At 35.2% G+C, this 6,817-nt stretch carries 6 protein-coding genes and 1 pseudogene; all 7 read left to right on the forward strand.

Annotation, left to right across the window (positions count from 1 at the left end):
• The first annotated feature begins 11 nt into the window (after nucleotides 1–11).
• A complete protein-coding gene (locus B5E58_RS06880; protein ID WP_088108950.1) occupies nucleotides 12–989 on the forward strand; it encodes a V-type ATP synthase subunit C in 978 nt (325 codons plus the stop codon).
• Nucleotides 982–1,302, forward strand: coding sequence for a V-type ATP synthase subunit F (locus B5E58_RS06885; RefSeq protein WP_088108951.1), 321 nt, complete (start codon nucleotides 982–984; stop codon nucleotides 1,300–1,302). The genes B5E58_RS06880 and B5E58_RS06885 overlap by 8 nt, the downstream gene beginning before the upstream one ends.
• Nucleotides 1,303–1,347: 45 nt before the next feature.
• On the forward strand, nucleotides 1,348–3,123 hold the full coding sequence (locus tag B5E58_RS06890) for a V-type ATP synthase subunit A (RefSeq protein ID WP_088108952.1): 1,776 nt from the start codon (nucleotides 1,348–1,350) through the stop codon (nucleotides 3,121–3,123).
• The gene (locus B5E58_RS06895; protein ID WP_088108953.1) at nucleotides 3,120–4,493 is read left to right on the forward strand and encodes a V-type ATP synthase subunit B; all 1,374 of its coding nucleotides are present in this window, start codon (nucleotides 3,120–3,122) and stop codon (nucleotides 4,491–4,493) included. Before B5E58_RS06890 ends, B5E58_RS06895 begins: the two co-directional genes overlap by 4 nt.
• A 6-nt stretch (nucleotides 4,494–4,499) precedes the next feature.
• Nucleotides 4,500–5,186 carry a V-type ATP synthase subunit D gene (locus B5E58_RS06900; RefSeq protein WP_088108954.1) on the forward strand — a complete coding sequence of 229 codons (687 nt, stop codon included), beginning with the start codon at nucleotides 4,500–4,502 and terminating at the stop codon, nucleotides 5,184–5,186.
• Between the two features lie 140 nt (nucleotides 5,187–5,326).
• Nucleotides 5,327–6,403 (forward strand): tetratricopeptide repeat-containing glycosyltransferase family 2 protein, encoded by a 1,077-nt coding sequence (locus tag B5E58_RS06905; RefSeq protein ID WP_242956617.1) that lies wholly within the window; start codon nucleotides 5,327–5,329, stop codon nucleotides 6,401–6,403.
• A gap of 3 nt (nucleotides 6,404–6,406) precedes the next feature.
• Nucleotides 6,407–6,817: pseudogene (locus B5E58_RS06910) on the forward strand (collagen-like protein); the annotation flags it as partial.

Consider the following 6,817-nt stretch of genomic DNA (forward strand, 5'->3'; position numbering starts at 1 on the left):
GGGATTTTGAAATGGCAAAAGAAAACATTTATCCCTATGCAGTAGCCAAAATCAGAGTTTTTGAAAAATATCTTTTGACAAAACAAAATTTTATACAGATGGCAGAAGCTAAAAATATTGATGAGTGTATAAGAATACTTTCAGAAGCAGGGTACAATAATCAAAATCCATTTGATATAAATGAATTTGAAAATGTACTTTCATTGGAGCTTAAAAAAGTTTATAACCTTATGAAAGAGCTTGTACCAGAAGAAAATTTTGTGTCTGTATTTTTATGTAAAAATGATTATCACAATGCAAAAGTTATTGTGAAATCAGAAATTTCAGGTCGTGACGGAGATAAATATATTATACAAGGTGGACTTATAACTGTTGATACTATTAAAAAAGCCGTTTTTGATAAAAATTATTCTGAACTTCCTGAAATTTTAGGTAGAGCCATAGAGGAAGCCTTTGAAATATATTCAAAAACTCAAAATGGTCAATATATAGATATGGTTATTGATAAAGCTTGTTTTAAATATATGAGTCATGTTGCAAAGGAAAGTAAAAATACATTTTTGATTAATTATGTTGAGAAACTTTGTGACATAACAAATCTTAAAAGCTTTGTTAGAGTTTTGAGAGTTAAAAAGAATTTTGAAAACACATTTGAAAAGGCTTTTGTAAAAGGCGGAAAACTGAGTCTTGATTTGTTTGTTAAAGCTGCAAATTCTGAAAATCCATCATCATATTTTAAAAGCAGTGATTATTCATCTATCTGTAAATTGATGGACAGTAATTTCACTGAATTTGAAAAAACTTGTGATAATTATATTATGGATTATGTAAAGAGTGCAAAATATATTGCCCTTACTTTAGAACCTTTAATTGCATATATCTATGCTAAAGAAACAGAAATAAAAACAGTAAGAATAATTATGACAAGTAAAATAAATGATATAGACTCAGACACTATAAAAGAAAGGGTGCGAGAGGCTTATGTATAAAGTAGGAGTAATAGGCGACAAAGATAGTGTAATGGGCTTTCTGGCACTGGGAATAGATATTTTTCCTGCTACTGAGGGAGACGAAATTAAAAGAACAATCCATGAACTTGTAGAGAAGGAATACGCAATAATATATATAACAGAAAAAGCAAGCCTTCTTGCACAGGAGTCAATAGCAAAATATAAAGATTACCAGTTACCTGCAATAATTGTTATTCCGGGTATAACAGGTAGTATGGGACTTGGCATGAACGAAGTTAGAGAGTCAGCTAAACGTGCTATTGGTGCAGATATTTTGTTTAGTAAAGAATAGAAAAACAAAAAGCAAAAACAACATCTAGATTGTGGGTGAGATAATATGAGTAAAGGCACAGTAGTTAAAGTGTCAGGCCCCCTTGTTATAGCTGAGGGCATGAGAGATGCTAACATGTTTGACGTTGTAAAAGTGTCAGATAAGCATCTTATCGGAGAAATTATTGAGATGCACGGAGATAGAGCATCTATTCAGGTTTATGAAGAAACATCAGGTCTTGGACCTGGTGAGGAAGTTGTATCAACAGGTATGCCTATGAGTGTTGAGCTTGGACCTGGTCTTATATCAACAATATATGATGGTATACAAAGACCTCTTGAGAAACTTTTTGAGGTTTCTGGTACAAATATTCATAAAGGTGTTGAGGTTTATTCCCTTGACAGAGAGAAAAAATGGAAATTTGAACCTTTAAGACAGAATGGAGATAAAGTTTCTTCAGGAGATATTATAGGAAAAGTTCAGGAAACTGACGTTGTTGAATGTCGTATAATGGTTCCTTACGGTGTTAGCGGTACTATAAAAGAAATATATATGGGTGATTTCACTGTTGAGGAAACAGTTGCTATAATTACAGACGAAAAAGGTAAAGATGTAAATGTAACACTTATGCAGAAATGGCCTGTTCGTAAGGAGAGACCTTACAAAGAGAAGAAAACTCCAGACTCACTTCTTGTTACAGGACAGAGAGTTATTGACACATTTTTCCCTATAACAAAGGGTGGAGTTGCTGCCATTCCTGGACCATTCGGAAGTGGAAAAACAGTTACACAGCACCAGCTTGCAAAATGGGCTGATGCAGATATAGTTGTATATATCGGTTGTGGTGAACGTGGAAACGAAATGACAGACGTTTTAAATGAGTTCCCAGAGCTTATTGACCCTAGAACAGGTAAATCACTTATGGAGAGAACTGTTCTTATTGCTAATACATCAGATATGCCTGTTGCTGCCCGTGAGGCTTCTATATATACAGGTATTACAATAGCAGAATTCTTTAGAGATATGGGTTATAGCGTTGCTCTTATGGCTGACTCAACAAGCCGTTGGGCTGAGGCTTTACGTGAGATGAGTGGTCGTCTTGAGGAAATGCCTGGTGAAGAAGGTTATCCTGCATATCTTGGAAGCCGTCTTGCTCAGTTCTATGAGAGAGCCGGTAGAGTTACTTGTCTTGGGGATGATGAGAGACAAGGTTCTCTTACAGCTATCGGAGCTGTTTCACCTCCTGGTGGTGACACATCAGAGCCAGTTTCACAGGCAACACTTCGTATTGTAAAAGTATTCTGGGGACTTGATGCTTCTCTTGCTTATAAACGTCACTTCCCAGCTATTAACTGGCTTACAAGTTATTCATTGTATCAGGACAAAGTTGATGTTTGGGCAGATAAAAATGTTGATGAAAATTTCTCAGAACAGAGAACAGAAGCTATGAGACTTCTTCAGGTTGAAGCTGAACTTCAAGAGATTGTACAGCTTGTTGGTGTTGACTCACTTTCTGACAGTGACAGACTTATACTTGAGACAGCTCGTTCAATACGTGAGGACTTCCTTCATCAGAACTCTTTCCATGAGATTGATACCTATACATCACTTCATAAACAGTATAGAATGTTAGGTCTTATACTTAAGTTCAAAGAGCTTGGTGATAAGGCTATTAAGGAAGGAATTTCAGTTCTTAAAATTATAAAACTTCCTGTTATAGAAAAAATAGGTCGTGCTAAATATGTTGAAGAAAAAAATGTTGATGCAGCCTATGATGATATAGAAAAAGAAATAGCACTTGAAATTGATGACTTAATAAAGAAGGGGGCAGATGAATTATGATAAAAGAATATAGGTCAATTCAGGAAGTAGCCGGCCCTCTTATGGTTGTAAAAGGTGTTGAAGGCGTAAAATATGATGAGCTTGGTGAAATTGAGCTTTCAAATGGTGAAATAAGAAGATGTAAAGTTCTTGAGGTAAATGGAGATACTGCATTAGTGCAGCTTTTCGAAAGTGCAACAGGTATTAACCTTTCTGACAGTAAAGTTAGATTTTTAGGAAAGAGCCTTGACTTTGGTGTTTCACCTGACATATTAGGACGTGTATTTAACGGTATGGGTAAACCTATTGATAATGGTCCTGATATTATACCAGAAAAAAGACTTGATATTAACGGTGCACCTATAAATCCAGCTGCCCGTGAGTATCCTTCAGAGTTTATACAGACAGGAGTTTCAGCTATTGATGGTCTTAATACACTTGTTAGAGGTCAAAAACTTCCTATATTCTCTGGTTCAGGTCTTCCACACGCTAACCTTGCTGTTCAGATTGCTAGACAGGCTAAAGTTAGAGGTACAGACTCAAAATTCGCCGTTGTATTCGCTGCTGTAGGTATCACTTTTGAGGACGCTGAATTCTTCATAAGCGATTTTAAACAGACAGGTGCCATTGACCGTTCTGTTGTCTTTGTAAACCTTGCCAATGACCCAGCTGTTGAGCGTGTTTGTACACCTCGTATGGCTCTTACTGCTGCTGAATATCTTGCTTTTGAACAGGGTATGCACGTTCTTGTAATTATTACAGATATTACAAACTATGCTGAGGCTTTACGTGAAGTTTCTGCTGCCAAAAAAGAAGTTCCGGGACGTCGTGGTTATCCGGGTTATCTTTACACTGACCTTGCTACTATGTATGAGAGAGCTGGAAAGATTAAAGGTAAAGAAGGTTCAATTACAATGATACCTATTCTTACAATGCCTGAAGACGACAAAACACACCCAATCCCTGACCTTACAGGATATATTACAGAGGGACAGATTATACTTTCTCGTGACCTCTATAAAAAAGGTGTTCAGCCTCCTATAAATGTTCTTCCTTCTCTTTCTCGTTTAAAAGATAAGGGTATTGGTAAAGGAAAAACAAGAGAAGACCACGCAGACACAATGAACCAGCTTTTTGCTGCATACTCAAGAGGTAAAGACGCTAAAGAGCTTATGGCCATTCTTGGTGAGTCTGCTCTTTCAGATATAGACCTTCTTTATGCACAGTTTGCTGACGCTTTTGAAAAAGAGTATGTTTCACAGGGATTTAGAACTGATAGAACTATCGAACAGACTCTTGAAACAGGCTGGAAACTTCTTAAAATACTTCCTAAGAGTGAACTTAAACGTATTCGTGATGAGTATCTTGAAAAATATATGCCCAAGGAGTGATGAATTGTGGCAAGATTAAATGTTAATCCAACACGTATGGAGATGACACGTCTTAAAAAACTCCATAAGACAGCTACAAGAGGTCATAAACTCCTTAAAGATAAACTTGACGAACTTATGAAACAGTTTCTTGAGATAGTTAAGGAAAATAAGAGACTTAGAGAAGAAGCTGAGGAAGCTTTGGAAAAAGCCTATAAAAGTTTTGTAATAGCTAGAGCTGTTATGAGTGAAGAATATATGGGCGAAGCTCTTATGATGCCTAAACAGTCTGTAAGTGTTGATGTTTCTCAAAGAAATGTTATGAGTGTAAATGTACCTGTCTTTGATTTTAAGACAGAGGGAAAAGAAAAAGAAATATATCCTTATGGTTTAGCTTTTACATCTGGAGAGCTTGACAGTGCCACAGAAGCCTTTTCATTTGCTATGGAGCCTCTTTTGAAATTAGCTGAGAGTGAGAAAAGTGCTCAGCTTATGGCTCAGGAGATTGAAAAGACTCGTCGTCGTGTTAATGCCCTTGAAAATGTAATGATACCTAACTATGAGGAGACTATAAAATATATCTCAATGAAACTTGAGGAGAATGATAGAGCTAGCACAACACGTCTTATGAAAGTTAAAGATATGATAGCTAAAAAAGCTATTGAAGAAAGACGTAAACAAAATGAGGGCAGTGAACAAAGCTCTGCTGTCTAAAATATTTATAAATATGAAATACATTAAAACACCTGATTTAAAAAATCAGGTGTTTTTTTAATACAAGCTTTGTAACATATATTTGTTATGTACATAGAATGTATAAGGGATTAAAAAATCCTTGTTAGGTGGTTATGTTTATGGAGATAAGCCTTTGTATGATTGTTAAAGATGAAGAGGATGTTTTGGAAAGATGTCTTGAATGTGCAAAAAATATAGCTGATGAGATTGTTATAGTTGATACAGGCTCGAAAGACAGAACAAAAGATATTGCAAATAAATATACTGATAAAGTTTATGATTTTAATTGGTGTAATGATTTTTCTAAAGCCAGAAATTATGCTTTTTCAAAAGCTACAAAAGAATATTTGATGTGGCTTGATGCTGATGATGTTATAAATGACAGTGAAATTAAAAAAATAAATGAACTTAAAAACGAAAAACAAAAATATGATGTTTATATGTTGAAATATAATACTGCTTTTGACGATTATGGTAATCCAACATTTTCATATTACAGAGAAAGAATATTAAAAAATTGTAATAAAGCTGTTTGGTTAGGAAAGGTACATGAAGCAATAGTTCCTTTTGGAGATGTAAAATATTGTGATATATCAATAGAACATAGAAAACTTAAAATTTCGGATAGTAAAAGAAATTTAAGAATATATGAAGATATGAATAAAAATAATGAGGAATTTTCTCCAAGAGAAAAATATTATTATGGTAGAGAACTTTTTTTCAATGAAAAATATGAAAAAGCTATTGATATACTTGAAAAGTTTGCTGATGATGATAAAGGCTGGATTGAAAATAGAGCTGATGCCCTTAAAATAGTAGCATTTTGTTATAAGTATCTTAATAATTATGAAAAATATATAGAAACACTTTTAAAATGTTGTATTATTCATACTCCAAGAGCTGATGTTTGTTGTGAATTGGGAAATTGGTTTATGGAGCAAAATAATTTTTTGCAAGCCATATTTTGGTTTAAAAATGCTCTTAATTGTGAAAAAGATGAATTTTCAGGTGGATTTATAGAAAGTGATTATTATGGATATATACCATGTTTACAGTTATGTGTATGTCTAGATAGAATTGGAAGAACAAAAGAGGCTTTTTATTATAATAATAAAGCTGGATTGTATAAAGAAAATTCAAGAGCTGTTAAATTCAATAATGAGTATTTTGAAAATAAATTGAAACAGGAGGTATAGCTTGTGTATTATGATGATATTGAAAAAGATATGAATTTATATAATAGTAGTTGTAATTCATGTTGTAATAGACATAACTGTTGTAGATGCAATAATTGTTGCAGATGTTTTACCGGTCCGACAGGAGCAACAGGACCAACAGGGGTAACAGGCCCAACAGGAGTGACAGGACCAACGGGGGTAACAGGCCCAACAGGAGTGACGGGCCCAACAGGAGCAACAGGCCCAACAGGAGCAACAGGCCCAACAGGAGTGACAGGCCCAACAGGAGTAACAGGTCCAACAGGAGTGACCGGCCCAACAGGAGTGACAGGCCCAACAGGAGTAACAGGCCCAACAGGGGTAACAGGTCCAACAGGGGTAACTGTTGGGCCTGTTACCCCTGTTGGACCTGTTACCCATGTTGGGCATGTT

It is taken from the genome of Tyzzerella sp. An114 (assembly GCF_002161055.1).
Taxonomy (GTDB): domain Bacteria; phylum Bacillota; class Clostridia; order Lachnospirales; family Anaerotignaceae; genus Fimicola; species Fimicola cottocaccae.

Bases quoted from the DNA above. Each gene is read 5' to 3' on its own strand.
- B5E58_RS06880 (WP_088108950.1), top strand. From the start codon at position 12: ATGGCAAAAGAAAACATTTATCCCTATGCAGTAGCCAAAATCAGAGTT.
- B5E58_RS06885 (WP_088108951.1), top strand. From the start codon at position 982: ATGTATAAAGTAGGAGTAATAGGCGACAAAGATAGTGTAATGGGCTTT.
- B5E58_RS06890 (WP_088108952.1), top strand. From the start codon at position 1,348: ATGAGTAAAGGCACAGTAGTTAAAGTGTCAGGCCCCCTTGTTATAGCT.
- B5E58_RS06895 (WP_088108953.1), top strand. From the start codon at position 3,120: ATGATAAAAGAATATAGGTCAATTCAGGAAGTAGCCGGCCCTCTTATG.
- B5E58_RS06905 (WP_242956617.1), top strand. From the start codon at position 5,327: ATGGAGATAAGCCTTTGTATGATTGTTAAAGATGAAGAGGATGTTTTG.